The following is a 25,421-nucleotide window of genomic DNA, read 5'->3' as shown; positions in this document are numbered from 1 at the left end:
GCGCGCAATCCTCCGACCGCCCGCCGGGTCAAAGGCTCTCGAAGAGCGCGGCCGTTTCCGCGGCCAGCCTCGACCGTTCGTACGCGCTCACCCGTTCCCGGGGCGGCGGCTGGGGCGGGTCGTCGAGGAGGAGGCGGAGCGCCCCGGCGATTTTTTCCGAATCGTCGGGGTCGGCCGTCGGCCCCGCGCCCAGGGAGCGGACCAGGTCGGCGGCGTCGCCGGGCGGACAGCAGGCCAGAATGGGCTTACCCAGGCGGAGGTACTCGAAGAGCTTCCCCGTAAGTACGGTCTGCGCTCCGGGCTGGTTCCCCACGACAAGAAGGAGCAGGCGGCAGCGGGCCAGCTCTTCCAACGTCCGCCGGTGGGGCAGGTTCCCCAGGCGGGTGATGAGCTCGGGCCTGCGTTCAACGAAGCGACTTAGGGTATCCTCGGCCTCCAGCCCCGACGTGCCGATTTCGAGGAAGCGCAGGCCGGTCTCCGGCCGCTCGTCGGCGACGGTCTCCAGGGCGGCGAGGAAGGCGTCGGGCCGCCGCGCCCCGTAGAAGGTCCCCGCGTGACCGACCACCGTCCCCGGATGGGGCGTCAAGTCGTCCAGACCGGCGAAATCCGCCTCATCGTAGCCGTTGGTGATGACTTTGATTTTGCGGGCGGAGTCGGGATAGAACCGGCGGTAGAGCTCCCCCATCCGCGGCGTGGCGCAGACCAGGGCGTCCGCCGTCTCCACGACGACCCGCTCCAGCCGCCGCTGCAGGATCCGATGGAAGGACGTCGCGGGGTCGAAGAAGGGGCCGAGGGTCCAGGAATCGCGCAGATCGGCCACCCACTTCAACCCCAGCTCCCGCTTGAGCGCCAGGCCCACCAGGTGGCCGCTCACCGGCGGAGAGGTGGTCCAGACGGTGGAATAGCGCCCCTGGCGGGCCAGCTTGAGCCCCAGGGACCGGGCGGCTCGCGACCAGCCCGCCTGCTGGTCGGGCAGGTTCCCCAGGCGGGCCAGGCCCGTGCGCAACCTCCCCCGCCAAGAAGAACCGGCGGAACCCCTTGAACCGGCCGAGGAACCGCCGCCGACGCCCAGAAGCCGGGCCGCGCTGGGAAAACGCCGGGCGGGCGCCCGGTGGACCGGACAGTCCACCTCCCCCAGGGCACCCTCGTCCCGCAGGTGATACCGGGGGTCGTCCGCGCCAAGCACCTCGGGCTCCCACCCCGCGGCGGGGAGGTACTTTCCCAGTTTCAACGCGCGCAGCATCCCCCCGCCCCCCAGCGGCGGGAAGAAGTAGCTGACCAGCAGCACCCGATGTTCAGCGAGCACGGTCGCCGTCCCAGCGGTCGAGGATTTTTGCGAGCTGCTCCGCGCGGGCCGGAGCGGCGAAGAATCGCCGGGCCGCCACGGGAACGGGCCGGCTCAGCGGACCCGTCCCCTCCAGGGCCCCTTTTAGCGAACGGTACACGCCCTCGTCGTCGTCGTCGTCGTGGGCCGCGCCCAGATCGAAGCGCTCCAGCGTCCGGCGGGCGGCCCGGTTGGCCGAGACCAGAAGTACCGGCCGTCCGGCGCCGACGTAATCCGAGGTGCGCCCCGGCAGCCCGTGGGGGTTGTCCCGGGCGGCGGTGAGGAGGAGCACGTCCGCCGCGCGTTGCTGTCGCAGGCTTTCCCGGTAGGGGACCTGACCCAAAACCTCGGTGAAGGCGCCTGCCCCGTTCTCCCGGGCCACGTCCAGGAAGGGTCGCCCGACGCTGGTCCCCACGTGGCGCAGAACTATTCTGCGCGCGGGATTCTCCCCGGCCAGCCGGGCCAGGGCGCGGCAGACCGTAGGCAGCCCCTCGTCGTCCCGGTGGGTGCCGACCATGGAGACCAGGAACCGGGACGGGTCGCGCTCGACGGGGCCGAGGTCGGCGTCCGGCTCCGGGTCGTAGGAGAGCGGCGCCCAGACGATTTTCCGGGCCGCGGCGGGATAGCGCATCCGTAGATCTTCCGTCTCGACGGGGGAAGCGCAGAGAACCGCCCGCGCGCTCTCCACCGCTCGGGCCTCCCCCCGCAGGGCCACGGGTCGGGCCAGCGGACCCGTCGTTTTCGCCACCCAGCCGTCCACCCACCGGTCGGCCAGGTAGGCCACCCAGGGAATATCGAAACTGCGGGCCAGGCGGTCGGCCAGCCGCAGGTGGCTGAAGGGGGGCGCGATGACCAGGAGCGCATCGAAGCGTCCGCCGCGCCCCAGCCGCCGGCCTTTTGCGTAGAAGAAGGGGACCGACAGCACCTTGGGGTCTGGCTTCAACAGGACGTGCTGGAGGCGGGACAGGGCTCCACCGTGGCGGAAACCGCCGGAGCCGAAGCCAGCCCGGCGCACGCCCGCCAGCCATAGGAGCCGCGCCGGGTCCAGCGAGCCCGCCCGTTGGACCTCGGCGAATTTTGCGAAATCGCGCTCCAGCGCGCGGTCGTAGGCGTAGTAGAGAATCGGCTTGACGGTGAGCACCTCGGGCCGCCAGCCGTAATCCGAGAGAAATTTGACGTAGGGCAGCGGCTCTTTCACGCCGCCCATCCCCAGCGGCGGGTAGTAGTAGGCGATGATTAAAAGCCGCTTCATACCGGTCCCGGCGCCCACGGCTCGCCGACGAATGCCTCGCCCCCGACCAGGGCCTGCAACCGCCGTTCGACCAGGGCCAGGTTATCCTCCAGCCGCCCGACGCGGCGGAAGACCTCGAGGTTGACCCGCCTGTCCTCGTCCGACCGCTCCGGTCCGACCAGCCGTGCGATCAGGCGTTCGGCGAGGGCGGAGGCATTGCCTACGGCATCCCCCACGGGGAAGAGGTCCGCCCGCGCCCCGGCAGCGATTATCTCCCGGTCGGCGGGGATGTCGGTGACGACGGGGTAGGCGCCGCAGGCCAGGGCTTCCAGGAGGGAAATGGACATCCCGTCCACCTCGGAGCAGGAGACGTAGACTGCGGCGTTGCGGAGGTAATCCGCCGTCTGCCTGGAGGCGAGCCTCCCGACGAACTCGCACCGGTCCCGAACGCCGAGCTTTTCGGCCAACCGTTCCAGGGAGCCACGCCGCGGCCCGTCGTTGGCGACGACGACGCGCACGTCGGGGATGCGCCTGACGACGTCGGGCAGGGCCTGAATCAGGGTCTCCACGCGGAGGATGCCCTTGTGCTCGCGGTTGGTGAAGACGAGGCGGGGGTCGCGCTCCCCATCGTCGCCCGGATGGAACATGTCCGGGTTCACCCCCACGTAGGTCGCCGCCACCCGGCGCTCCTCGGCCCCCAACCGGCGGGCGTGGTCCAGGAGGTGCCGGCCGCAGACCAGCGTCAGGTCGGCCCGCTTCAGTATCAGGCCCACGCGCCACCGGTCGTAGGGGTGGCGGTCCACGGCGTAGGGGATGTCCGGGCTCCAGGCCGCCACGGCCAGCGGGTGGCGGTCCACCAGGGCGGCCAGGAAGCCGTGGCTCGGAAGGTACTGGCCGAGAACGACGTCGGGGTCAATCTCCCGGACCAGGCGGCGGGCCCGGCCCACCGAACGGAAGACCTTCCACTGGCTGACGCCGTCCGTCCGGGTGAGGGTGTGCTGGTTGGCGCAGAGCTTTTCTCCGCGCTCGATACTGATGAGGTGCACCTCGTGGCCGCGCCCGGTGAAGAAATCCACCCAGCGGGGGGTGTGCACGTTGGCGGCGCTGGAAAAGAGGGCTATGCGCATCGGCGTCGTCCGTTTCAGTCGCCAATTTTAGCACGGATTGCGCCCTCGTAGGGGCCGACCGACGGCGCGCCGTTCAGGTCGGCCCGCGGGTGGGCCCGAAGGCCCGACCCTACGTCAACGCAATCAACGAGACACTGGTCGGGGTGTGGGCTACCCTCATTAAAAGCGGGCGGGTGTAGACACCCGCCCCTACGAGAATGAGAAGCCGTCCACCGGGGACGACTTCAACGTTTTGCTGGGGTATAACTCGCTTCGCTTCGTTTCCCACGCCCTATTACGCCAAGGTGTCGCAGATTTAGTCAGCCTCCCGCCGCTTCCGGCCCGCGAGGACGACGACCAGAACGATGATGATCGCGGCGCCAAGGCCTATCACGAGCCACAACCACCAGGGCAGGCCCCGGGTGATTTCGGTCCGTGGCACCGCCCCGTCCGGCAAGTATGCGCGCGTGGAAACCAGAAGGACCGCCTCGGCGACACCCCTGTCGAGGGCGACGCCCGCTGAGACGAGAGCATAGTGGTCACCCAGAATCTGCACCACCTCGGGCAGCTCCAGCCCCGGCGTCATGGCCAGAAGCTTGACCAGTTTATCCACGCTGACGAAGCTGACCAATCGGTACCCGGGCAACTGACCCTCGACCAGCCGGTAATCCTCGTTGGAGTAAACCCCCTCGGCCCGCCCCAGGTCCACGTCCCGGATTTTGCCCACCATCCCCGAGTCGCTGGTCAGGATGAGATAGCCGTCGTAGAAGGCCAACGCCGGTTTCAACGGCATAGAAATCGGTCCGCCCACGGTCAGCTCGTCCAGCTCCACATCGCCCTCGGTGCGGCGCTCCAGCGAGACGGCTTCCATCTCGCCCTCGAGGGCCGACACCAGGAGCGGCCGGAGCTTGGAGTCGTAGATGAGCTTGAAGAGCGCCGGGTCGTCCAGCTTGAGCCCGAAGGTGACGCCCGGCATCCAGCCGGCGTCGGTGAGGAAGAGGAAGGAGCCCCCGCCGACGCTCTGGATGAGGCTGACCAGGTTCTCCTCACCCACGGCCGCGATGAACTCCGCCGACTCCGGGATCATGTCGAGCGCGTGGACGAGCATCCCGGCGATACCCTCTTTCTCCTCAAGGGGAACCAGGCCCTCGTCCCCGCCGATGAAGGCGAGGCAGTCCCGGGGCACGGGCAGCTTGTTCTCCGGTTCATTCGAATCGGTAAAGTCGCCGCAGGCCACCGCGGAAAAGCGGAGCCCCTCGGGCTGGATTTTGAGCCCCAGCCCGACGCTCTGGACCTTGGTCAACCAATCCCTGACCACCCCGGGGACCTCCGGGGCCTGGGTCAGGGCCAGGGCCAGGAAACCGCGGATGGAGCTCAGGTCAATGAGGACGCAGGCCGAGTAATCCCCGTAATGCTCCGCCAGGGGGCGGACGCCGTCCCCGGCGAAGAACCGCTTCTCGGGATCGCCCAGGGCGTCCAGGCAGCTCTTCACGAGGGGGAGCGACTCGCTCGCGATGAAGAGGCCGCCGGTTTCGGCGCTGTAAACACCGTTGGAGAGCCTGATTTCGGCCTCCGCGTAGTTTTCGATGGGCTCCGGCTTTTCCTCTTTGATGCTGGAGTAGTAGAAATCGGAGAACGAGGCGGGGTCGTTGAGGGAGACCAGGACGACCGGCTGCGGCTCCGGGAATCCGCCCAGGGCGATGCAGAACGGTTTGTCCACGTCAATCCCCAGGTCCCAGAGCCCCTGGAGGGAGTCCGCGGGGGGCTCCTCGCTATCGAACATCTCCCGGACGAGCTCCTCGATTCTACCCACCACCTCGTCCGCCAGGTTCGGGGCCACCCCGCGCAGTTCGTTGATCAGGCTTTCGGCGCCGTCCCAGAGGCCGGCGAGGTCGGGAACGTAGACCACCTGGAAGACTCCCGTCGGGACGGCCTCGGTGGGGTCGCCCCCCTCGGAGGCGCAACCGGCGAGCCCGAGGAAAAGGCAGGCGGTCAACAGGGGGATTAATAAACGGCGCATCTTCAATCCTTCGGTTGGGGTTCGTTTAAAAGGAGAGTAGGTCGTCCCGGCCGCCCTTCCGCTCGAGGACGGTGTAGAGGGATTCGGCCTCGCCCTTCCGCGCGGTTTCGGAAACGCTCTCGATCCGCACCACCAGGGTACGCGAGTGGAGCCTTATCTCGAGCTCGTCCCCCACGGCGACCTGCTTGGCCGCGTCGGCGACCCGGCCGTTCACCTTGATCCGACCGGCGTCGGCGGCCTGCTTGGCCACGGGGCGGCGCTTGATGATCCGCGAGACTTTTAGAAACTTGTCCAGGCGCATGGCAACCTACGGGTTGGAGTACCGGACGCCGAGAAAGATGCGGAGCAGGTTCAGCTCGTGCATGCGGGCCACCCAGTCCGGCGCTCCGGCGTCGGCGTGGTAATCCGAGAGCGGCGCGGCCTCGATCCAGGACCGCGGCGGTTCGTCTTCCACTTCGAGTGGCACGTCCCGCGGCAGCTCCGCCGGGAGCGAAAGAATCCAGCGGAGATAGCCCAGGGCGTACTCGAGGGCCCTCTTGGCGTGCTCCCCGACGAGGGGGACGCCGTGTCCCGGCACGACGAGCTCCGGCGAGAGCGACCGGGCGAGCTCCAGGGCGCCGATCAACCGCCAGGGGTCCCCCCAGTAGAAGTAGGGGATGGCCGGGTCCTCGGGCCGTTCGCCGGCCAGGAGGTTGTCCCCGGCGACGAGGGTCCTTTGCGCCGGGTCCCACACCATCACCAGGTCGGGGCTGTGCCCGGGGGCGTGGAGGAGCTGGACGGTCCTCCCCCCCAGGCGCAGGTCCAGCCGGCGGTCCACCAGAATCCGCGGCCGAGCCAGGCGTTCGAAGGCGATGCGCACCGGGCCCCGGGAGACCATGTTCCGCTCCAGGGAGATGGTCTCGAAATGGCGCCGGTGGGCGATTAACGGCGTCCCGTCGTCCAGGAAACCGGCGTTGCCCCCGCAGTGGTCCGAGTGCCAATGGGTGTTGACCAGGGCGACCGGCCGGAGACCCTCCCCGTCAACCAGATTACGGCGGATCTGACCGGCCTGGGCGACGGTGGCCGTCGAGTCCACCACCACGGCCTCGCCTTCGCCGACCAGCGCCGCGACGTTGACCTTGAGCGGGCTCCCGGTGAAGACCAGCAGGCCCGGATGCGGTGCGTTAACTGTCAGCTCTGCCACGGTCGTCCGCGGGTGCGGAATGAAATCAGGTTCAGTTTATCCCGCCGGCGGACCGCGGTCAAGTGACGCGCACCACGGACCGACGGTCGCCCAGCACGAGCTCTATTTCACCCACGGGGGGATAACCCAACTCCGCCCGCCAGGCAGTGCTGAGCCCCATCACCCCGCCGATGGGCATGAAATCCGGCCGGGTCCGGGAACCGTCGGGCCAGCGCACCTCGAGGCCGCCCGGGCTCTCCAGTTGCACGAAGAGCCGCGTCCCCGCGGAAACCTCCGCGTCCCCCCGGTCGGGGGTCCAGACGAGGTAGTCCAGGATTACCGGGCGGTCGAGCTCTTCGGGAACCGGGAGCCCGGCGGTCCGGTACGCGGCGGCCAGGTGGGCGCGGAACAGGCGGTCGAACTCGCGTTCCGCCTTGGGCGCCGTCGCCTGATCCGTCCCGTACCACCAGAACCAGTCCGACCCCTCGGCGGCGTACACGTGGAGGAAGACGTCGGGCCGCTCTTCGGCGGTCACCCCGGCCCCGTCCAGCGCGCGGCGCAGGGTCGAGAGGAGCTCCCAGGCCCGGTTCTCCTCGGGCTCGCCGATCCAGGTGCCCAGGTCGTTCCCCGGCGCCGAGCCGAACTCGTCTATCCAGCTCGCGTGGGGGAGGTCCTCTATCACGGGCAATCGTACGCCCCGCCCCTCCAGCTCGGTCAGATACGCGCCGGGGGTCGTCAGTGCGATGTCCTCCGCCCGGAGTAGCTCGTCGTAGAGGGCGAGGAGGAAGTCCCGTCCGTCGCGGGGGTAGGCGCCCCAGGCGTTGTCGCCGTCCAGAATCACGGTGGCGCAGCCGCCCTCCAGCCCGGCGTAGCGGTGCCGCAGGCCCCAGAGGAAATCCCCGGCCGCCTCCCGGGGGGCGAGGCGGCTGTAGTGGAACCCCACGGCGTCGGAGAGCGGGTGGTCACGGAAAAAGACGGGCACCCCGGCGTTCCAGGGTACGGCCAGCTCGGCCGGCGCGGGCTCGCGCCCCAGAACGAGCGCCAGGACCCCCTCGTCGGTGGCCAGCCAGCGAGCCCCGGCGCGCTTGAAAATCTCGACGACGTTCCGGCCGACCGCCCCCTCCGCGGGCCACCAGCCCGAGGGAGCGAAGCCGTACGCCTCGCGGAGCACGTCCAGGCCCAGCTCGATCTGCCCACGGGCGTCGGCGGGGTACGAGAAGCGCGGTGGGTGAACGCTGCCGGCGCGGTCAATGAGCGCCGAGTCCGAGTTCACCAGAATCGGCAGGATGGGGTGGGCGAAGGGGGTCGCGGTCAGCTCCACCTGGCCGCGCTCCGCCAGGGCGCGGTGGAGGGGGATGACGGCCGCCAGTGTGCGCCGCCAGGCCCGCCCGAGCTCGGCCACGTCGCCGGAATCGAAGTCCGCCCCCTTGGCCGCGAGACCGGCCACGGTGAGGGTCTCACCCCGGGGAGTCACCCATTCCCCCTCGCGCAGCTCCACGGGGAACCAGGCCAGGTTGCACCAGAAGGCGAGGTCCACCAGGTCCCGCCGGGGCACATCCATCGCCTCCGCCGCGAGTCGGGACGGAACGCCGTCCTCCGGCCAGAGGTCCAGGTCGGCCAGGGATTGACTCAGGAGTGAGTATCGCTCGAAGAGTTCGGCGTAACGCGGGTGGATGCCGATCTGATGCGAAAAGTCGGCGTCGAAGGCGTCCCGGAGGAGCCGGAGCGTCTCCCCGGGGTCCAGGCCGTCCACGGATTTTTCGGAAAACTCCCACAGCCGGTCCGTGGCCCCCGAGAGGTAATCGTTCAACTGCCGGACCAGAATCGGGGTGAGATTTATGGAACAACGCAGTCCGGGGCGTTCCCAGAGCCTCGCCGCCATACCGAAGTAATCGCGCAGCCCGTGGAGCCGAACCCAGGGCAGGCGGTAGCTCCCGCGGGGGCTTCTGGCGGCCGGGTCGCGGTAGAGCGGCTGGTGCTGGTGCCAGACGAGGCAGAGGTTTAACCTACGGTTCAGCTTGTCGGGAGGCATGGGCGGCTCATTCTAGGGGCGATGCAAAAAGCGCGAACCGATGTCCGCGCAAAAAAACGTCACTCCGCGGCCGGCCGGTTCAGCTCAGGCGCTTGTCCCTGATTCGGGCCGCCTTGCCGATTTTCTGGCGCAGGAAGTAGAGCTTCGACCGGCGGACCTTGCCCTGGCGCACGACGACGACGCCGTCCACGTTGGGGGAGTGGAGGGGAAAGATGCGCTCGACGCCGATGTTTCCGGTCCCGGAAACGCGGCGGACGGTGAAGGTCTCGCGCACACCGCCGTGGTTCTTGGCGATGACGATGCCGGTGAATTTCTGGATGCGCGTCTTGGCACCCTCCGTTATGCGGACCGACACCTCGACGGTGTCGCCCACCTCGAACTCGGGGACGGTCTCGCGCATGTCGTTTTTTTCCAAGCGGTGCAGCCGGAGCATACTGACCTGCCGATGGGGTGACCCGGAAAAGTTTCGCCGGGCGGTGGAGTGTAATAAAGAACGAAAAAAAAGGCAAGGGAAAAAGTGAGCGGCGGGCCGGTTTTACGGCTTCGCCGTCGCAGATTCGGAGTATCCGGCGGGACTGGCGGGGGAAGGCATGTTGCCGTGTGGTGAAAAGTGTACTATATTAATGTCGTGAGTATTGTCCACCCGAGCTAAAAAAGCACACTTTACGCGACACCTCGAAGAAGCTGAGGTGGGCCTCAAATCTGGGAGGAGCCATGCGACGTATAACGGTGGTCATTCTGGTGCTGATCCTCGCTTTGGCCGCTTTCGGCAACCTGCGCCGCCAGAACGACTGGACCGGCGGACCGGGGGATACGGAGCCGGACTCGGTTTGGGGCGCGACTTTCTACGCCAGCTCCAGCATCAACTTCTACTACTTCGAGCAGCTCTGGCTCGCCTTCTCGCCGAACCTGACGCCGACGCAGGAGCACATCGGGGACGTCAACGGGGCGTACTACGTCAAGGCGGGTTACATAGACCTGGACAGCTACATGGACGTGGTGGTCTCATCCTCGGACGCGTCCATCTTCGTGTGGTTCAGGAACCTGGGGGACGGGGTGTTCGATTCGACCCCGCGCTCAATCGTCCCCAACCAGTGGGCCGCCTTCAACATCGTGGACTTGAACGACAACGGCTACGGGGACATCATCATCGGCATAGACACCCCCGGACCGGCGCACCTCTCCTGGCTGGAAAACGACGGCAACGGTAACTTCACCGAGCACGTCGTGGACCCGAACTTCCCCCAGGTGGACCTGCCCGTGGCGGTGGACTTCGATCAGGACGGTGACCTCGACCTCTTCGCCGGGGCGTACCAGTCGTCACCCCTGCGCTGGTACGAAAACCTGGGCGACGAGACCTTCGACATCCACACGCTCGTCCCCTCGGGGCACTACGGCGCCGAAAACATCGGCCTCACCACGGGTGATTTCAACGCCGACGGCTGGACTGACGTGGCCTTCAGCTGCCGCGGCAACGGCGAGGTCGTCTGGTGGGAGTACTTGGAGGACTGGACCGATCCGACCCTGGCCTTCACCGAGCACGTCATCTACACCGGGATGACCGAGGCCTACACCTGTGTCGCCTTCGACATGGACTGGGACCAGGACCGCGACCTGGTGACGAGCTCGCGCAACGGTCGCATAGACTGGTTCGAGAACGACGGGACGGGCACTTTCACCAACCATTCCATTACCTCGAGCTACACGGAATGCCGGGAGGTTTACCCCATAGACGCCGATTACGACGGCGACATTGACATCCTCGGCGCCACGGAGACCGGCGACAGCCTGGACTGGTGGGAAAACGACGGCCAGATGAACTTCACCAAGCGGTCGTGGACCACGAGTTACGACGGCGCCCACGGCGTCCGCACCGGCGACATCACCGACACCAAGGCCCCCATCGCCATCTCCACCGCCCGCATCGAGGACACCGTGGATTGGTGGGCGATAACCGATGGTTTCCGCGACCAGGGCACGCTCGACTCGCGCATCCTGGAATGCGAGTTCGAGAATCCCAACTGGCTCTATCTCTACTGGGAGGGGTTCGAGGAGACGGACTCGGACATCGCCTTTTACGTCCGCGGCGGCGACGACGTGTCCGACCTGCTGGGCTCCTCCTGGAGCGGGCCCTTCTACTCCATGTTCGACGTCGGGGACCAGATAGGAGACGGCACCCGCTACTTCCAGTACAGGGTGGAGCTGACCAGCGACGACCCCGACGTCTCGCCCAGCCTGTACCAGGTGGAAGTGTACTACCAGGACGGCGACGTGGCCGCGGATTCTTTGGCCGTAGAGGCCGAGACCCACGACGAGGGGGTGCTGGTGAGCTGGACCTCCGCAGGTGAGTTCAGCACCTTCGACCTCCTCCGCGCTTCGGCCGGGGACGCCGACCGCCGCGAGCTGTACGTCAAGCTGAACGACCTGCCCTTCCCCTCGTCTTCCGTGAGCCGCTACCTGGATTACGAGGTCGAGGCCGGACGGAGCTACGCCTACCTGATCCGGGCGGTGGACTCCGAAGGTCTCGTCTCCGAGTACGGCCCGGTCGTCGCCGTGGCGGGCGGGGACGCGGAGCGGAACCGACTCGTGCTGGAGCAGAGCCACCCGAACCCGACCACGGGCCTCGCCACCATCGGCTTCAGTCTTCCCGCGGAGGGCCCGGTGGAGCTGGCGGTCTACGACCTCTCCGGCCGGAGGGTGACGACCCTGGTCTCCGGCGAGCTCGCCGCCGGCCGCCACGAGGTGGGATTCGACGCGGCCGCCCTGACCGCGGGGGTTTACATCTACCGTCTGACGGCGGGAGACGGAACCCTGACGCGGCGGATGGTGGTCAGCCGGTAGGATTGGAGCGACAGGCGAATCCCGACGGAGGAGCCGGGAGCATCCCCGGCTCTTACCGTAAAAAAGTTAGACGACGTAAAACGGGCGCCCGGACGCCCGTTTTTGTATGGACGAACTCACCATCAGGCCCTGGCGTCCTTCCTTCAGGCGGGCGAACCGAGCGAAGCGAGCTATGCCCCCGGCAAATCCAGCGCCTGTTGGACGGTCTCCCGGATGCCCTCCCGCGGCGCCTCGTAGCCCCAGAAAATTTCCTTCCCGTTGACGTAGATACCGCGGGAGAGCCCGTACCGGTCGCGGACACCCGCGTCGTGGGCCGGGAACTCGTTCAGCAGCACCCGGTCGCCGAACTCCGCCGCCACCTCGCGCACGCGCTGGGCCTCTATCTCCGAGGTCTGGCACAGGCGGTTCCAGTAGAGGTCTATCACGACCTTTCCGGGGACGGGTGCGTGGCGGTAGGCGTTCTCGAAAAACCGCGGCGGCTCGGCGGAAGAATCGAACACCTTCCACAGGAGCGCCCGCTCGCCCCGGCGCTCCACGACGGCGTAACCCAGCTTCTCGTAGAAGCCGCCGGGCAGGAACCAGAAATCCCAATAGTAGGCCTCGGTACAGACGCCCCTGGATTTCCGCTCCCTCGCCTCCCTCTCCGCCTCGGCCACCAGGCCCCGTCCGGCGCCGACGCCGCGCCCCTTCTCCAGAACCCACAGGCAGGGAATCGCCGTCAGGTCGCGGCCCGCCGGGCCCCAGGGGCTGACCTCGATCGGCATCGAGTAGATGAAGCCCACCGGGCCTGAGTCCAGGAGGGCGACGTGCACCCGGAGGCCCCTTTCGCGCATTTCATTGAGCCAGCCCAGACGCCGCCGTCCGCAGGCGTCTATCTCGGCGCTCTCCCCCACGTGAGAGCAGGTGCCCACGAAGTATTCGGTGGAGGGGTCCATCTCCCTGATTTCGAGTTGAGCCACGATATTACCGCCCTTCTGATTCCACGGCGGGTCCGTCTACGGCGGAGGGTGAATCCCTTACTACGTCGGCAGACAGATGAGAAATCGGGAGGAGTGAAAATGCGGGTAGCCCAAATGTAGGGTGAGGATTTTATCACCCACCGCGGCGGCCCGCAGAGGGGCCGCCCTACGTCGGGCATTCGAGCGGTCCTCCACCCGTCAGCGCCGGACCTTGAACCGCAGGAGCGCCCCGACGCCGTCCAGGCCGTCGAGGGTTTCACTCTTCCCGGGCACGTACTCCACGTGGGCGTCGGTGGATTCGGCGAGGTCGGTCAGGCGCTCCCGCGCGTCGGCGGCGATACCGTCACCGATTAAAAGCACGTCCACCGCGCCCATCTGCAGGGCCAGTTCCGCATCTTCAACACCGGCGACGGCCAGGCCGCCGCGCCGCAGCCCGGCCGTCAGGTGCTCGAGGAGGCTCTTCTCCTGCTCCCTCTCCACCGCCTCCACCAGGGGCTCCATCTTCTCCAACAGCTCGGAGTCCCCCTCCTTCAGGTTCCAGGGAATTTCGCCGATGACCTTCTCCACGAGCGACGGGGGAAGCTCCTCCTTCAGGGCGGCGATCATCCGCGCGTGGCCGGCCAGGACGACGCGGTTGATCCCCTCCTCGCGGAAGATTTCTTCGGCCCGGTCGGCCAGCTCCTTGGCCAGGTGCTTCACCTGCTTCTCGCGGCGGCGCTGGTAGCGCATCTGCGACCAGCCGCCCACCTTGGACCGGTGGTGGATTTTCTCGCGCAGGGAATCCTCCGCCTCGGCCGTCTCACCGGCGGTGACGAGAATCCGCGCCCCGGAGGCGTCCACCAGAATAACCCCCACCGGCTCGTACTCGTCGAGCTGGACCGCCAGCGGAAAGAGGACGGCCCCCGAGTCCACGGCCAGTAGCGGCTCCGGGGGAGCGGGCAGCTCCACGCCCCGGACGTAGTCGGCGCCCAGGTCGGCGAAGAAGGCCAGACCGGGACCGGCGAAACCGTGCATCTTCTTTCTTTTTAGAAAATCGGCCAGAAAGGAGACCGACGCCTCCAGGTACTCCCGCTCCTCGCCGGACACCAGGCGCTCAAGGCGGGAGGATTCCCGCGCGACGAACCCGGTCGCCCTGTCCCACCCCTGCGAGAGGTCCAGGTAAACGGACAGGACGGTGCGGTCGCCCTCGGCGAGGAGGGCGAGCTCGCGCATCAGGGCCTCGGTGATCTGCCGGGGCGTAACTCGCTTCGCATCGTTTTCCATTCGCGTCTCCCGTTGAAGTGCGACTCAGATGAAGGAATGATAACTCATTTAACCAGGGGCGTTATCTCTTTCAGCTCGCTTGCGGCGGGGCGTAGAAGCCCCGCCCTACATTTGGATAAAGAGAGGCCCCCGAAGGGGCCGCCCTCGTTAAAAACCGCGACTCAAGGCTCGCCTGACTCCAGGTAGTTGTCGAGGAGAATCTTCGCCTGGCGGTGGTTGGGGTTTATCTCCAGGGCGCGGCGGAGCTTCTCCAGGGCCTTGGGCATCTGGTAGAGGCAGCTGTAGGCGTAGCCCATGTGGTACATGAGCGCCGGGTCATTGGGGTTGCGCTCCTCGACCTCCCGGAAATTCTCGATGGCCTTGGCGTACTCCCCAAGGGCGTTGCAGACGATCCCGAGGTGGTAGTTGGCGATGCGCGACTCGGGGTGGAGCTTGATGAGCTTCTCGTTGTACTCCTTGGCCCGGGGCAGATCGCCCATGTGGTAGCAGGCGATTCCCAGCCAGTAATAGGCCATGGCGAAGTCGGGGTCACAGTCGAGGCAGCGCTTCAGGGCCTCCACGGCCTTGCCGACGTAACCGCTCCGGTAGTACGCGATGCCGAGGGCGTACCAGGTGAAGCTCTGGTTCTCGAGGAGATCCAGGGAGTGCTTGAGCGTCACGATGGCCCTGTCCGGCTCCCCGTGCAGGTAGTACAGGTCGCCGAGGTTCTTGTATAAGGAAGGGTCGTCCTTGACGAGCTTCGCCGCCTTCTCGTAGGCATTGATGGCGTCGACAATCTTGCCCCGAGAGCGCAGGCGGGCTCCCTCCCGGCGGTAGCACTCGCTGTCATCGGCCCCCAGAATCACGCCGCAGTAAGGACAGAATCTGAAGTCCTCCGCTGATTCCCGGCCGCAGCATGAACAGTTCATCGGTCCCCCTAGGGGAGGTTGGCCGCGATGGCCTTGGCGAATTCGCTGGCCTTGACCGGCCGGACGCCGTCCAACTGCCGGGCGAGGTCGTAAGTCACGACGCGGTCGAGGATGGTCTTCTCGAGGGCGGTCTTGATGGCCTCGGCGGCCTCGTTCCAACCCAGGTACTCCAGGAGCATCACCCCGGATAAAAGGAGCGAGCTGGGGTTGACCTTGTCCAGACCGCGGTACTTGGGGGCGGTGCCGTGGGTGGCCTCGAAGAGGGCGACGTAATCGCCGATGTTGGCGCCGGGGGCTATGCCCAGGCCGCCGACCTGGGCCGCGCACGCGTCGGAGAGGTAGTCCCCGTTGAGGTTGGGCGTCGCCAGGACGTCGTACTCGTCGGGACGCAGGAGCACCTGCTGGAACATCTGGTCGGCGATTCGGTCCTTGACCACCACGCGCCCGCCGGGGTCGCCGGCCGGCTTGCCGCCGCGCAGACCGGCGAAGGCGCCATCCTTAATTGTCGGGGTCACGCCGTCCTCGGCCATCACCTGGTCCCAGAGCTCCACCTCGGTGATGACCTCGTCGCGGAACTCGTCCAGCGCCAGCTCGTAGCCCCAGAGCTTGAAGGCGCCCTCCGTGTACTTCATGATGTTGCCCTTGTGCACGAAGGTGACGGAGGCCAGCTCGTGGTCCACGGCATGTTTTATCGCCTTGCGCGCGAGACGCTTGGAGCCGGTGATCGAGATGGGCTTGATGCCGATGCCGGAGTCGGGGCGGATTTTCTTCCCCAGTTCGTCCCCGATGAAAGCGATGAGCTTCTTGGCCTCCGGGGTCCCCTCCTCCCACTCGATGCCGGCGTAAACGTCCTCGGTATTCTCTCGGTAGATGACCACGTCGAGCTTCTCGGGCTCGCGCATGGGCGAGGGGACACCGCGGTAATACTTGACCGGCCGGACGCAGGCGTAGAGGTCGAGAATCTGCCGGAGGCTGACGTTCAGGCTGCGGAAGCCGCCGCCCACCGGGGTGGTCAGCGGCCCCTTGATGGCGACCACGTACTCGGCGATGTCCTCGATGGTCTCGTCGGGGAGGTAGGAGCCGGTCTTCTCGAAGGCCTTGTCGCCGGCGTAGATTTCCTTCCAGTGGATTTTCCGGCGGCCGCCGTAGAGCTTCTCCACGGCCGCGTTCCACACGTGCATCGAGGCCCGCGTGATGTCGGGGCCGATGCCGTCACCCTCGATGAAGGGGATTACGGGCTGGTCGGGAATCTCCAGCCTCCCGTCCCTCACGGTGATCTTCTCGGGACTCATACTCTCCTTACAGTTTAAAGGTTCCGTGCTTGATGATGTGCTCGGTGAGACCGCCGTCGGCCAACAGAGCACGCATGGAGTCCGGGATCGGGGTGAAGCGGAGCTCGGAGCCCTTGGTCAGGTCCCGGATGACGCCCGAGCCGAGGTTCACCTCGAGCTCGTCCCCATCCTCGATACCGTCGGTGTCACACACCAGGGCTGGCAGCCCCACGTTGAACGAGTTGCGGTAGAAGATGCGGGCGAAGGATTTCGCTAAAACCGCCGAAACGCCGCACACCTTTATCACGCGGGGGGCGTGCTCGCGGGAGGAGCCCAGGCCGAAGTTACGGCCGCCCACCACGAAGTCCCCCGGCTTCACCCGGGAGGCGAAGGTGGGGTCGGCGTCCTCCAGGGTGTGCTCGGCCAGCTTCGGCAGGTCGTTGCGGAGGTGGAAGTAGCGCCCCGGGGCGATGTGGTCGGTGGAGATGTCGTCGCCGAACTTGAACGCCCGGCCCTTCAGTACGTCCACGTGCGATCCTCCTTGACCGCCGGTCCTGGTCTTAAATCCGGCGCGGGTCGGTGATTTCCCCGGCGAGCGCCGAGGCTGCCACCGTCGCCGGGGAGGCGAGGTAGATGAACCCCTCGGGGTTGCCCATGCGGCCGTGGAAGTTGCGGTTCTGGGTGGCGATGCAAACCTCGCCGTCGCCCAGCACACCCTGGTGGATGCCCACGCAGGGCCCGCAGCCCGGGGGCAGCACCGTCGCGCCCGAGTCCACGAAGGTTTCCAAAAGGCCCTCGACCAGGGCGGCCCGGTACACCTTCCGCGAGGCGGGGCAGATCAGGAAACGAACCCCGGCCGCGGCCTTTTTGCCCTTGACGATTCCGGCGGCGATGCGCAGGTCGTCCAGGCGGCCGTTGGTGCAGGTGCCGATGAAGGCCTGGTGGATTTTTATCCCCCCGGCCTCGCCCACGGGCCGCGTGTTGTCCACGGTGTGGGGGAAGCTCACGGTGGGCTCGATCTTTCCCAGATCGAAGGCGAAGGTCTTCTCGTACACCGCGTCGGGGTCGGGGGCGATGGGGGAAAAATCCCCCGGCCGGCCCATCTCGGCCAGGAACTCCCGAGTCTTTTCGTCGGCGGCGAAGATGCCGGCCTTGGCCCCGGCCTCCACCGCCATGTTGGCCAGGGTGAAACGCTCGGACATGGTGAGCCCCGACGCCCCGGGCCCGGTGAAGTCGAGGGACTTGTAGGTCGCCCCGTCGGCGCCGATGTGCCCGATGATGGAGAGCATCAGGTCCTTGGCGTACACCCCGGGGGGGAAGGTGCCGGTGAGCTCTATCTTGAAGCTCTCCGGCACGCGCAGCCAGACCTTCCCCAGCGCGATGGCGAAGGCCACGTCGGTGGAGCCCATGCCGGTGGCGAAGGCCCCCAGGGCGCCCGAGGTGACGGTGTGGGAATCCGCCCCGACGAGGAGGTCGCCGGGGCGGATGTAGTCCTCGACCATGCGCTGGTGACAGACGCCCTCGCCGATCTCGGAGACGATCACGCCGGTCTTGGCGGCGAAGTCCCGCAGGATGGTGTGGGCGTTGGAGAGCTCCTTGCGCGGGCTGGGCGAGGCGTGGTCCAGGAAGATGACCGTCCGTTCGGGGTGGGCGGCCTGGACTTTCCCGGCCTTCTCCAGCTCCCGCACCGACAGGGGGCCGGTGCCGTCCTGAACCAGGGCGGCGTCCACGTCGGCGATGACGAGCTCGCCCGGTGCGGCCGGTCCGCCCGAGTGGGCGGAGATGATTTTCTCGGCGAGTGAGAGTCCCATAGCTCCTACGATGACTGAGACAAGGGGTTTAACCGAGCGAAGCGAGCTATGCCCCTGGCAAAACCCCTTGCCTAAATTTCTACTATTGGGTGTCCTGGACGAAGAAGCCGGTGCGACGCAGCTTGTCCACCTCGTCCTTCATCGTGGGGAACTCCACGGCCACGACCTCGATCATCTCCTGCTGGGAGATGGCCGTGGTGCGACCCTCCTCGTACTGCTTCTCGACCCAGGCGGCGACGCGCGCGACCCGCCCGTCGTTCTTGTCGATTTTGTCGACCCCCTTGGCCCCGGAGAGGAAGGTCTGGATCCAGTAGGCGATGCCGGCGAGGCCGGACTTGTCGGTGATGGCGATTCCGGGCGGGCGGTTCAGAATCTTGGTGGTGTCGAAGATGTTGTAGATTTCCTCGTCCTTGGTGAGCCCGTCGGCGTGGATGCCGGCTCGCGTCGTGTTGAAGCTCGCCCCCACGAAGGGCATGTTCGAAGGTATCTTCTGGTGGGGGAAGTTCATCTGGTAGTAGTCGGTGATGTCGTGGATGGCCACGGTGTCCATCCCGTCCAGGGTCCCCCGCAGGCCGGCGTACTCGAAGACCAGGCCCTCGATGGGTGTGTTGCCGGTGCGCTCGCCGTAGCCCAGGAGGGTTCCGTTGGCGTACATGCAGCCGTAGAGCCATGCCGTGCTGGCGTTGATGAGCACCTTATAGAAGTCGTTGTGGCCGTGCCACTCGATCTGGGATTTGGGCACCCCGGCCTCGTGGTGCAGGCCGTAGACCAGCTTGGGCACGCTGCGCGGCAGCGCGGCACCGGCATAGGGGACACCGTAGCCCATCGTGTCGCACAGGCGGATGGTGATGGGTATCTTGGCCTCTTTGGAGCGTTCCATCAATATCTGGGCGAAGGGGATGACGCACCCGTAGTAGTCGGCGCGGGTGACGTCCTCGAAGTGGCAGCGGATTTCGATGCCCTCGGCGAGCGCCGCGTCCACCACCTTGAGGAAACCGTCCACGGCCTGCTGGCGTGTCTTCTTGAATTTGCGGTAGATGTGGTAGTCGGAGATGGAGGTGAGAACGCCGGTCTCCTTGAGGCCCATGCCCTTGAGCAGATGGAAGTCGTTGATGTTCGCGCGGATCCAGGCCGTTACCTTGGGGTAGGCGTACCCCAGCTCCAGACACTGCCGCACCGCCTCCCGGTCTTTATCCGTGTAGAGGAAGAACTCGGATTTGCGCAGGATGCCCTTCGGGCCCGCGAGCTTGTGCTCGAGCTTGAAGAGGTCAACGGTCTGCTTGACCGAGTAGGGCGGCCTGGCCTGCTGGCCGTCGCGGAAGGTGGTGCTGGTGATGAAAATTTCGTCGGGGGGGTCCATCGGCACGATTTTGCCATCGAAGGGAATCATGGGGGGGGCTGTGTAGGGGAACGCCTCACGGAAAAGTTCCGGCTCGGCTCTGTCGTCAATGAGTATCTTTTTGCCGGTCGGCTCCCGCCAGACGCTCTTTTTTTCCTGGATATGCCAGCTCATCTCATCCTCCCGGTGTTTGCACGTGAAGACCGTCTCATCATGTCTATTCGAGCTTCAAAAAGGGGTTGATATCGAGGAACGCTCGATTGAGGCGACGCGGGGGTGTGGCTGAACGTCGGATGATACCTCAACCAAACGCACACGACAGGATACGGTACAAGGTCGTTACTGTCAAGGGGAAGGGTGGGGTTTGGAGGAAGGCGAATTAAAAGGGGCAATACTAGATTATACAATTAGTTACACAATACCACCCCGCGCATGGGTCGGGGTGGAAAGGGAAGAAGAAAATTTTTACGGCTGCACCGCCGCGGAGCAAGACAAGGTTACAAGCCGAGCTTCTCCGCCGCCAGGTCCCGCCCCGCCACCATGCTCGCGAGTTTGGCGAAGGTCACCTCCCAGGTGCGTGTGCGCAGGCCGCAATCCGGCGCCACGAAGACGCGCCCCGGGTCCCCGATGACCTCGCAGGCAAAGAGGATGCGGTCGCGCACCAGCTCCGGCGGCTCGACGAAATCGGTGTGCACGTCCAGCACGCCCAGCCCCACGACGAAGGCGGTGTCCCTGAGGGAGTCAAGGATGCCGTACCCCACCCGTTTGTCCTTCGAGACGCCGGGCTCCCGGGAGTCGCGGTTGGCGTACTCCAGGTGGACCTCGTCTAGCACCCCCTCGAGCTCGATGAGCCGGGGGAAGAGGAGGTCGTAGTTCGAGAAGCAGATGTGGACGGTGAAGAAAGCCTTCCCCGCCAGGTCGCCGACGCTCTTGCGCGTGGCCTCGATGAACTCCGGTATCTCGTCGCGCTTGGTGGTGGCGGCGGGCTCATCAATCTGCAGGAACCGGGCGCCCGCCTCGTGGAGGGAGCGCAGGTTGGGATGGACGATGTCCACGGCCACGTCGTGGAGGAACCGCCTCCGCGCCTCCTTCCGGGTCCGGCCCACGTCCCGGGCGCCGGGGGCGACGCCCCCCTGGTAGTGCTCGTCGAAGGACCAGTCCACCAGGGTGTAGGCGCCGGTAACCGGAATCTTGATCTCCCGCCGGGCTATGGAGGCGATGGTCCGGTACTCGTCGGTGTGATAGGGCCCCTCGAGCGTGGGCCGGGCGACGCAGGAAGCCTTGCGGTAGTACTTGTCGTCGAAGCTGCGCACGTGGCCCCGGAAGGCGAAGCCACCCATCCGGCGGATCGGGTACTCGTACATCTCCACCCGATGCTGTTCGCCGTCCCATACCAGATCCAGCCCCGCCCGCTCCTGGAGGCGGACACCGTAGAGGGAGGAGAACCGGACGATGCGGTCCTTCTCCTCGGCGGTGAAGCCGTCCCGCTTGGCCAGGAGCTCCAGAAGCTCGTCTTGTCCCTCGACGCCCAGACGCCCGCCCCACTCCCAGGCGTGCTTGAGGTCGCCCTCGTCCAGGGGTTTTCCGCGGAAGGGCTTGACCCGCCAGGGGGGCTTGGCCATGGAGCCGATTTCGTGCGTGAGAAGCGGCCTCACAGTAGCTCCCGAAGATTCGCGACCTTGGCTTCCAGCACGGCCCGGGGGAGGAGCTCCGCCGGCCCGTTGGGCGTCAGGTAGATATTCTCCGACCGCAGCCCGCCGCGCAGGCGTTCCAGGACGCCCCGCAACACGCCGGGGGATTCGACGAGCGTCGAGCCGGTGGCGAGCACCCCCGCCAGCAGGGCCTTGCCCTCCGGGAGGCGATCGAGGACGTCGTCGAGCGGGTTGGCGTAGAGGTCCACCCCGAAGCCGTCCGCCGGCAGACCGAAGAAATATTCCAAATCATCGCCCAGGGGGAAGAAGGCGCTCACCAGGTAAACGGGCGTCGGGGAAAGGGCCTTGAGCCCGGCGATGAATTCCACGCCGACGCGGCGGTCGTCGCCTGAGAAATTCCGGTAGCCGAAGCCGGGCTCGAAGAGGCAGAGGACCTTGTTCGGCAGCCTTAGAAGGGGTTCCGCCGCCCGGATTAAAAGCTCCGCTATCCGCTCCGGTGTACAGCCCCGTGAGAAGTCGCGGAAAACGAAGGGGAAGGGAAGCGTGAAGACCAGCCCCTCCTCTTTTTTAAAAAGACCGTCGGCCAGGAAGTACTTCTCGACCCAGTCGTCCAGGCGTACCCCGTCCACCGCGGCGTCCGGGGGGAGATCGAGGGTGCGCCAGAAGGTGTTGGTCTCGAAGAACCGCGCCAGGCCGCCCGCCGTACAGCCGGGGATTATTTCCGCGAAGGGGCGCAGGAGGTCACCCCAGGTGAACAGACCGGGGGAGAGGTAGGGCAGCCCCTCCTGCAGGCGCCTGAGGTTCAGGGCGTCGGCCCGCCTCGCCTCCTCGAGATCCCGGCGTTCGATCCGCCCCCGCTCGAAATCCCGCGTGGCGCGGACCAGCCCCTCCGAACGCGGCACGATACCCGGCAGGAGAACGTCCATGTCAGCCCAGTCTCCCCAGAATACGGCCCAGAATCCTCTCGGAGAGCTCCAGGTTCGAATACATCACGTGCTCGACGTTGAACCCCAGCTTTATCCCCGTATCTTGCAGGTCCCCGACCGTGAAATCGAAGACCTCACCGATCACCCGCTCGACCACCTCGAAGGTGCGCTCCTCGATGCGCTCCTCCTCCTCCACCAGATAGCCCAGCACCGCCGAGGGGAACTCCACCCCCAGCCAGGTCATGAACTCGATGTCCCGGATGCGCGAGGCCGGGGTGAGGGAGACGTAAACGTCGGGGAAATGGAGTCCCTCTTCCCTGCACCGGCGGTCGAGCTGGGCGAGCACCTGCTTCATGTTGGCCGTCTCGAAGACGATTTGGGAGCAGAAAAAATCAATCCCCGCCTTTATCTTGGCGACGATGCGGTCCGCCTCGCGGGGCCGGGTGAAGATGGTGATGCCGCCCAGCCGCACGTCGGGGTAATTCTCCCGGACGAAGGCCGCCGCCTCCGGAACCGACCAGCCCGGGTACTCGATCCGGTGTGACTCGCCGCCCACCAGGATCAGGTCGCGGACGCCCCCGGCGTGGACCTCCCCGACCCAGTCGCGGAATTTCTCCGGCGGGACGCGGACGCAGATTTTGTTCGGGACGAGAGCCACCCCCGGCGAGACCTCCCGCACCATCTCGCCGAAGCGCACCTGGTCCATCTTCTTCAGGAAGCTAACCGCCCGGCTGCCGTCCCGGGTTTCGCTCACCACCTCTGGGATGTTCAACCGGGTGATGGAGTTGGCCTCCAGAATCCGGGCGACCCGGGAGGCCCAGCCCCGGACCTTGCCCTCCAGCCAGGACTGGGGCGGCGTGATGATTTCGAAGATGATGCCGTTCACCATGATAAACCGCCGTACCCGCCGCCGGTCCCGGTTCGTGATATTCCGCCGTGGATCCAGCCGAAACTGATGCGCACATCACGACCCGCGGCCGATTTGCCGAAGGCATAGCTCGCTGCGCTCTGTTTCGGGAAGGATAGCACACCGGCGCATCGGTCGTCAGGTGGAATTCGCCCTCGCGCCCCAAGCTCAGGCCCGTCCCCATTATACCACCCCGTGTCCCGCCGGCCCCGGCGCGGCGACCGCCCACGGCTCCGCCGGGCGGCGTCAACGCGCGACCGGGCGGGAGGTGAGCCATAACCCTTTTCTCTATGCTTCGATTTCCTTCCGGCGCGGGGACGGGGTATCGGCAAGGAGTGATTGGGTTATCCCCCTGAAGTTCCCGAGCCTGGTAGAGAAAACTATCGAGGCGAGAATGGCGGCGACCCCGCCCGCGAAAATCGTCCACGGCGCGGTTATGAGGTCCGCGAGGCCGCCCACGAGAAGGCTCCCGAAAGGGAGGATTCCCATCAAAGCGGTCGTGTAGAAGGCCATTACCCGACCGCGTTTCGACTCGTCCACGATGTTCTGGATGACCGTGTTCGACGTGGCCAGTTGGGCCATCATCCCGAAACCGGCGACGACCATGAGCAGGAGTGAAACCCAGAGCGTTCTCGAAAAAGAGAAGAGAAGCAGGCCCGTGCCGAAGATGCAAGTGGCGATGGGAATGATGTTCCACAGACCGACAAAGGCCTTGCGCGACGCGAGGAACACCGCGCCGCCCAGCGCACCCACGCCGATGGCGCCCATGAGGAATCCGTAGGTGCTGGCGTCGCCCGCAAGCACGAGCTTCGCCATGACCGGCATGATCGTTATATAGGGCATGGCCGTGAGGCTCAGAAACGAGATCATGAGAAGGATGGACCGTATGGGCGGAGAGCGGAAGGTGTAGGAAAGGCCTTCCTTGAGCTCGGCAAACACCTTTACTGCGCCCCTCTCGGGCCTAGCGTGCTTGATGCGCATGGCAGCGAGCGAGACGATGACCGCGAGGTAACTCACCGCGTTCAACAGAAAACAGAACTTCTCGCCGAATCCGGCGATTACGAACCCCGCGATCAGGGGTCCGACGAGCCTCGCGCCGTTGAACATGGCCGAGTTCATCGCTATGGCCGAGGCCAAATCCTCCCTGCGGTCAACCATCTTTATGACGAACGCCTGCCGCGTGGGCATATCCACGGAGTTCACCAGGCCGATGAAGAGGCCCAGGGCGAATATGTGCCATATCTGGACGACGCCGGTGTAGACGATGATGGTCAGAATGACCGCCTGAAGCGTAGCGAGCCCCTGCGTCCAGAAAAGTATGCGGCGGCGGTCGAGCCTGTCTATGAGAACGCCGGCAAAAGGCATGATTACGAGGGAGGGAATCTGGGTGACGAACCCCACCGCGCCGAGGAACAGGGCCGAGCCCGTGAGCTTATAGACGAGCCAGGACATGGCTATCATCTGCATCCACGTGCCGACGACGGATATGCCCTGACCGAGGAAAAAGAGCCGGTAGTTGCGATACCTGAAGGCCCGCAGCATGTGCTTTAAATCCGAAACGAATTTCGGATGATTTGCCGGCGACGCCTCGGGATGATTTTCTTCTGGGATCATCACGCACCTGTGAGACTGTGTAGGGTATGCGCTAAGGTGGCCGGGTACGTCTGATTCGCTCGACGTGGCTGCGATCGTCGGGGAAGGTCTACCCGTAACTGACGCGCTCGTGGTGAAAGCCGTCGAGAGACGGGCGATTAAGGGCCTTGCGTCCGCCGGCGCCGCGACTCCCGGGATGATTTGCCGAAGGCATAGCTCGCTGCGCTCGGTTTCGGGGAGGACGGCAAGACGGCGCATCTGCCGCCAGTGGGAAGTCATCCCCCTTCACGCTCAAGCCCGGGCCGATTATACCACTCGACCTCCCGACGCCCGCACTCCGGCGGGCGGCGTCAACGCGCGACCGGCCGGGAGGTTAGCCTTGACCGACCCTGCCCTTTTCTTTATACTTTACTTCCTTCTGGCACTTGAAAAGGGACGGTTGTTGCACGAGGACCTATCCAGTGAGGAGCTCCACCGGCTGGTCCAGGCCTACGCCAAGAGCTGGCTGGCCCACGACGGCTGCTGGTTCCTGGCGGTGGAGGAGGGGCGCGGTCTGGAGGAGGCGATTCGGCAGGACGAGCGTTCCTGGTCCCGCTTCGCCCCCCTCGAGGCCCGTCGGGTGATGGAGGCCCGGGGAATCGCCCCGGGAGGCGGTCTCGAGGCCCTCGCCGAGGCGCTCCGTTTCCGGATGTACTCCTTCCTGAACGAGCAGGAGGCCGAACTCGAGGGCGACCGGCTGCGGTTTACCATGACCGAATGCCGCGTCCAGGCGGCCCGGCGCCGCAAGGGCCTTCCCCTCTTCCCCTGCAGGCCGGTGGGGACCACCGAATTTTCCCGCTTCGCCGAGGCGGTTGACCCCCGAATTACCACCCGCTGCATCTATTGCCCCCCCGACGAGCTCCCCGCGGGGGGTTTTTGCTCCTGGGAGTTTCGGATTACAGAAGAATAGCAATATAAATAAGATACTGATGCGCGTCCCGGGGGGCTCAGGTTGACAATCCGGGGCGGCCGTGGTAGAAATAGCCCGTTTAAGAGCCTTACGACCACGGCGGCGGCGCGCCGACGGGCCGGGGTGA

Annotated in this window: 21 protein-coding genes; 2 read left to right on the top strand and 19 right to left on the bottom strand. The window is 66.2% G+C overall.

The features are described from left to right. Positions 1-28: 28 nt before the first annotated feature. The 8 genes from VM054_01955 to rplS form a co-directional block, all read right to left on the bottom strand. The gene (locus VM054_01955; protein HUT97824.1) at positions 29-1,306 is read right to left on the bottom strand and encodes a glycosyltransferase; all 1,278 of its coding nucleotides are present in this window, start codon (positions 1,304-1,306) and stop codon (positions 29-31) included. Then, positions 1,296-2,576 carry a hypothetical protein gene (locus VM054_01950; GenBank protein ID HUT97823.1) on the bottom strand — a complete coding sequence of 427 codons (1,281 nt, stop codon included), beginning with the start codon at positions 2,574-2,576 and terminating at the stop codon, positions 1,296-1,298. Before VM054_01950 ends, VM054_01955 begins: the two co-directional genes overlap by 11 nt. Continuing rightward, complete coding sequence (locus tag VM054_01945) at positions 2,573-3,682, bottom strand: glycosyltransferase (protein HUT97822.1); 1,110 nt, start codon at positions 3,680-3,682, stop codon at positions 2,573-2,575. Before VM054_01945 ends, VM054_01950 begins: the two co-directional genes overlap by 4 nt. A gap of 295 nt (positions 3,683-3,977) precedes the next feature. Continuing rightward, positions 3,978-5,681, bottom strand: coding sequence for a hypothetical protein (locus VM054_01940; GenBank protein ID HUT97821.1), 1,704 nt, complete (start codon positions 5,679-5,681; stop codon positions 3,978-3,980). 25 nt (positions 5,682-5,706) lie between these two features. Next, positions 5,707-5,982: an RNA-binding S4 domain-containing protein gene (locus tag VM054_01935; protein HUT97820.1), complete on the bottom strand. Its 276-nt coding sequence runs from the start codon at positions 5,980-5,982 to the stop codon at positions 5,707-5,709. Between the two features lie 6 nt (positions 5,983-5,988). Continuing rightward, positions 5,989-6,864: an MBL fold metallo-hydrolase gene (locus VM054_01930; protein HUT97819.1), complete on the bottom strand. Its 876-nt coding sequence runs from the start codon at positions 6,862-6,864 to the stop codon at positions 5,989-5,991. A gap of 58 nt (positions 6,865-6,922) precedes the next feature. Further along, complete coding sequence (locus VM054_01925; GenBank protein ID HUT97818.1) at positions 6,923-8,875, bottom strand: glycoside hydrolase family 57 protein; 1,953 nt, start codon at positions 8,873-8,875, stop codon at positions 6,923-6,925. A 79-nt stretch (positions 8,876-8,954) separates the two neighbouring features. After that, positions 8,955-9,308 (bottom strand): 50S ribosomal protein L19, encoded by a 354-nt coding sequence (gene rplS / locus VM054_01920; GenBank protein ID HUT97817.1) that lies wholly within the window; start codon positions 9,306-9,308, stop codon positions 8,955-8,957. 281 nt (positions 9,309-9,589) lie between these two features. Here rplS and VM054_01915 point away from each other — a divergent pair, with 281 nt between their 5' ends. Then, positions 9,590-11,716, top strand: coding sequence for a T9SS type A sorting domain-containing protein (locus tag VM054_01915; protein HUT97816.1), 2,127 nt, complete (start codon positions 9,590-9,592; stop codon positions 11,714-11,716). 170 nt (positions 11,717-11,886) lie between these two features. Here VM054_01915 and VM054_01910 read toward each other — a convergent pair whose 3' ends face one another. The 11 genes from VM054_01910 to VM054_01860 form a co-directional block, all read right to left on the bottom strand. Next, positions 11,887-12,675: a GNAT family N-acetyltransferase gene (locus tag VM054_01910; protein ID HUT97815.1), complete on the bottom strand. Its 789-nt coding sequence runs from the start codon at positions 12,673-12,675 to the stop codon at positions 11,887-11,889. Between the two features lie 198 nt (positions 12,676-12,873). Next, positions 12,874-13,938 (bottom strand): Vms1/Ankzf1 family peptidyl-tRNA hydrolase, encoded by a 1,065-nt coding sequence (locus tag VM054_01905; GenBank protein ID HUT97814.1) that lies wholly within the window; start codon positions 13,936-13,938, stop codon positions 12,874-12,876. A gap of 161 nt (positions 13,939-14,099) precedes the next feature. Next, the gene (locus tag VM054_01900; GenBank protein ID HUT97813.1) at positions 14,100-14,846 is read right to left on the bottom strand and encodes a tetratricopeptide repeat protein; all 747 of its coding nucleotides are present in this window, start codon (positions 14,844-14,846) and stop codon (positions 14,100-14,102) included. An 8-nt stretch (positions 14,847-14,854) separates the two neighbouring features. After that, positions 14,855-16,138: an isocitrate dehydrogenase (NADP(+)) gene (gene icd / locus VM054_01895; protein HUT97812.1), complete on the bottom strand. Its 1,284-nt coding sequence runs from the start codon at positions 16,136-16,138 to the stop codon at positions 14,855-14,857. Between the two features lie 7 nt (positions 16,139-16,145). After that, positions 16,146-16,646, bottom strand: coding sequence for a 3-isopropylmalate dehydratase small subunit (locus VM054_01890; GenBank protein ID HUT97811.1), 501 nt, complete (start codon positions 16,644-16,646; stop codon positions 16,146-16,148). A gap of 31 nt (positions 16,647-16,677) precedes the next feature. Continuing rightward, entirely contained in the window at positions 16,678-17,928 is a 1,251-nt protein-coding gene (locus VM054_01885; GenBank protein HUT97810.1) for a 3-isopropylmalate dehydratase large subunit, read from the bottom strand. An 82-nt stretch (positions 17,929-18,010) separates the two neighbouring features. Then, positions 18,011-19,441 (bottom strand): 2-isopropylmalate synthase, encoded by a 1,431-nt coding sequence (locus VM054_01880; protein ID HUT97809.1) that lies wholly within the window; start codon positions 19,439-19,441, stop codon positions 18,011-18,013. A gap of 323 nt (positions 19,442-19,764) precedes the next feature. After that, positions 19,765-20,922, bottom strand: a complete 1,158-nt coding sequence (locus VM054_01875) for a hypothetical protein (protein HUT97808.1) — start codon at positions 20,920-20,922, stop codon at positions 19,765-19,767. Next, a complete protein-coding gene (locus tag VM054_01870) occupies positions 20,919-21,845 on the bottom strand; it encodes a hypothetical protein (GenBank protein ID HUT97807.1) in 927 nt (308 codons plus the stop codon). Before VM054_01870 ends, VM054_01875 begins: the two co-directional genes overlap by 4 nt. Before the next feature lies 1 nt (position 21,846). Beyond that, the gene (locus tag VM054_01865; protein HUT97806.1) at positions 21,847-22,734 is read right to left on the bottom strand and encodes a hypothetical protein; all 888 of its coding nucleotides are present in this window, start codon (positions 22,732-22,734) and stop codon (positions 21,847-21,849) included. 306 nt (positions 22,735-23,040) lie between these two features. Continuing rightward, the gene (locus tag VM054_01860; GenBank protein HUT97805.1) at positions 23,041-24,294 is read right to left on the bottom strand and encodes an MFS transporter; all 1,254 of its coding nucleotides are present in this window, start codon (positions 24,292-24,294) and stop codon (positions 23,041-23,043) included. Between the two features lie 493 nt (positions 24,295-24,787). Between VM054_01860 and VM054_01855 the strand changes: the two genes are divergently transcribed. Beyond that, complete coding sequence (locus VM054_01855; GenBank protein ID HUT97804.1) at positions 24,788-25,294, top strand: DUF6125 family protein; 507 nt, start codon at positions 24,788-24,790, stop codon at positions 25,292-25,294. Positions 25,295-25,421 lie beyond the last annotated feature (127 nt).

The sequence above is a fragment of the bacterium genome, assembly GCA_035528375.1.
Classification (GTDB): Bacteria; RBG-13-66-14; RBG-13-66-14; order RBG-13-66-14; family RBG-13-66-14; genus RBG-13-66-14.
This window is presented reverse-complemented; position numbering and strand designations above follow the sequence as displayed.

Bases quoted from the DNA above. Each gene is read 5' to 3' on its own strand.
- VM054_01935 (HUT97820.1), bottom strand. From the start codon at position 5,982: ATGCGCCTGGACAAGTTTCTAAAAGTCTCGCGGATCATCAAGCGCCGC.
- VM054_01860 (HUT97805.1), bottom strand. From the start codon at position 24,294: ATGCTGCGGGCCTTCAGGTATCGCAACTACCGGCTCTTTTTCCTCGGT.
- VM054_01885 (HUT97810.1), bottom strand. From the start codon at position 17,928: ATGGGACTCTCACTCGCCGAGAAAATCATCTCCGCCCACTCGGGCGGA.
- VM054_01865 (HUT97806.1), bottom strand. From the start codon at position 22,734: ATGGTGAACGGCATCATCTTCGAAATCATCACGCCGCCCCAGTCCTGG.
- rplS (HUT97817.1), bottom strand. From the start codon at position 9,308: ATGCTCCGGCTGCACCGCTTGGAAAAAAACGACATGCGCGAGACCGTC.
- icd (HUT97812.1), bottom strand. From the start codon at position 16,138: ATGAGTCCCGAGAAGATCACCGTGAGGGACGGGAGGCTGGAGATTCCC.
- VM054_01925 (HUT97818.1), bottom strand. From the start codon at position 8,875: ATGCCTCCCGACAAGCTGAACCGTAGGTTAAACCTCTGCCTCGTCTGG.
- VM054_01915 (HUT97816.1), top strand. From the start codon at position 9,590: ATGCGACGTATAACGGTGGTCATTCTGGTGCTGATCCTCGCTTTGGCC.
- VM054_01950 (HUT97823.1), bottom strand. From the start codon at position 2,576: ATGAAGCGGCTTTTAATCATCGCCTACTACTACCCGCCGCTGGGGATG.
- VM054_01905 (HUT97814.1), bottom strand. From the start codon at position 13,938: ATGGAAAACGATGCGAAGCGAGTTACGCCCCGGCAGATCACCGAGGCC.
- VM054_01900 (HUT97813.1), bottom strand. From the start codon at position 14,846: ATGAACTGTTCATGCTGCGGCCGGGAATCAGCGGAGGACTTCAGATTC.
- VM054_01940 (HUT97821.1), bottom strand. From the start codon at position 5,681: ATGCGCCGTTTATTAATCCCCCTGTTGACCGCCTGCCTTTTCCTCGGG.
- VM054_01880 (HUT97809.1), bottom strand. From the start codon at position 19,441: ATGAGCTGGCATATCCAGGAAAAAAAGAGCGTCTGGCGGGAGCCGACC.
- VM054_01945 (HUT97822.1), bottom strand. From the start codon at position 3,682: ATGCGCATAGCCCTCTTTTCCAGCGCCGCCAACGTGCACACCCCCCGC.
- VM054_01870 (HUT97807.1), bottom strand. From the start codon at position 21,845: ATGGACGTTCTCCTGCCGGGTATCGTGCCGCGTTCGGAGGGGCTGGTC.